General features: G+C 57.3%; 1 protein-coding gene and 1 pseudogene. Both read right to left on the reverse strand.

Features of this window, described 5'->3' with window-relative positions; all coding sequences use genetic code 11:
* Positions 1–572, reverse strand: a 572-nt coding sequence (locus EN893_RS30575; RefSeq protein WP_164901258.1) for a hypothetical protein, incomplete at its 3' end; no start/stop codon positions are given.
* Positions 573–806: 234 nt separating this feature from the next.
* A pseudogene (locus EN893_RS30580) lies at positions 807–2123 on the reverse strand (carbamoyl phosphate synthase large subunit); the annotation flags it as partial.

Consider the following 2123-nt stretch of genomic DNA (forward strand, 5'->3'; position numbering starts at 1 on the left):
GAGAACATAGCAGGGTCTATTTCGAATTTTGGCTTCGAGTTGTGCACAACCAAGGGGAGGTTCAGTATTTTAGACATTTCGTAGGCAATGAATGGACTTCCGCTCTTAGGAGCAACTATAAAGGAAAATTCGAAATTCTTGAGTTCTGCGTCGTTATTCAATTTTTCTCGCCAAAAAGTGACGAGGCGTTTAGCGTAGCGCTCAGCAACCTCCGAAGAGGTCGTTGCGCCCATCAGATCAATAAATCCATTAGACTGAGTTGAATTAACGCTACCAACCGAAACCTTCTTGGAAATTTTTATCGAATTTAAATCCCGTATGGTCCCAGAGTACAGATCTTCTTTGTTGTAAAAAGAATGAAATAAGCTTGAAATTGTTCTTCTTTTGACGACCCTTCCTTCGATCCCCATTTCGCGCAGAACGTCTAGGGTTGAAGCCAGCTTATTTCGATTTAACCACTTGGATATAAATCCAGGAAGAAATCCAACAAAATCTAAAACCGCCACAACTGTCGATATCGAAAGTATTATTGTAATTAATAATATAAACGGATCATTGGTAGGTATGGTCATATCGTCAGCCCCCTAGTTATGCCCTAGGGGGCTGAATAACACGTTTCTTTTGACTTCGCTATCGTTGGTGCAGGGCCCCTGATTGCCGCTTTCGATCACCACTGCTGCCGCCTTCGCGTCGATAGAGGCGATGCAATTCTGTTTCTGGCTGAACTCTGCCGCAGCGAGGCCCCAACAGATTACGATCACCCGTGCGGGCTTCCGTCATCTGCCTACGGCAGCTTCTCCCTGTTCTCACGCAAAATACTCCTGCAGCGGCCTGACCTCGAGGCTCCCCGCCTTCAGCGCAGCAATCGCTTCCGCCACCGCAGCCGCACCCGACAACGTGGTGTAATACGGCACCTTCTGCATCAGCGTCGCCCTGCGCAGCGACTTCGAGTCCGACACGGCCTTCTGGCCGTCCGTCGTGTTGAAGACGATCTGCACCTGTCGGTTGCGGATGGCGTCCTCGATGTGGGGGCGGCCTTCCAGGACCTTGTTGATCTTCTGCGCGTCGACACCGTTTTCGGCGAGGAAGCGGGCGGTGCCCGAGGTGGCCAGGACCTTGAAGCCGAGGCCGGCAAGGCGCTTGACCGCCGGCAATATGCCTTTCTTGTCCTCGTCGCGCACCGAGACGAACAGCGTGCCGGAACGCGGCAGGTCGACACCGGCCCCTAACTGGCTCTTGGCGAAGGCGAGCGCGAAATCGCGGTCGAGACCCATGACCTCGCCGGTCGAGCGCATTTCCGGGCCGAGCAGGATGTCGACGCCGGGGAAGCGGGCGAAGGGGAAGACCGCTTCCTTGACCGCGATGTGGCCGGGGTTTCTGGGGTCGGGCATGGCGCCGTAATGGGCGAAGGCGTCTTCCAGTTTTTCGCCGGCCATGATGCGGGCGGCGATCTTGGCAATGGGCCGGCCGATGGTCTTGGCAACGAAGGGCACGGTGCGCGATGCGCGCGGGTTGACCTCCAGCACATAGACCGTGCCATCCTTGATCGCATACTGCACGTTCATCAGCCCGCCGACATTGAGAGCGCGGGCAAGCGCTGCCGTCTGGCGCTCCAGCTCGTCGACCAGTTCGGAAGGCAGCGAGTGCACCGGCAGCGAGCAGGCACTGTCGCCCGAATGGATGCCGGCCTCCTCGATGTGCTCCAATATGCCGGAGACGAAGGTCGACTTGCCGTCGCACAGGCAGTCGACATCGACCTCGATGGCGCCGGAGAGATAGGTGTCGAACAGCAGCGGGTTCTTGCCCAGCAGCGTGTTGATCTGGCCGGTCTTGTCGTTGGGGTATTTCTGCTTGATGTCCTCCGGCACCAGGCCGGGCACGGTGTCGAGCAGATAGGTCTGCAGCATGCCCTCGTCATGGATGATCTGCATGGCGCGGCCGCCCAGCACATAGGACGGGCGCACCACCAAGGGGAAGCCGAGCTCGCCGGCGACAAGGCGGGCCTGCTCGACCGAATAGGCAATGCCGTTCTTCGGCTGGCTGAGGCCGAGCTTGTGCAGCAGCTTCTGGAAGCGGTCGCGGTCTTCGGCGAGATCGATCATGTCGGGCGAAGTGCCGAGGAT

This window comes from Mesorhizobium sp. M7A.F.Ca.CA.004.04.2.1 (assembly GCF_004022825.1).
In the GTDB taxonomy this organism is placed as follows: domain Bacteria; phylum Pseudomonadota; class Alphaproteobacteria; order Rhizobiales; family Rhizobiaceae; genus Mesorhizobium.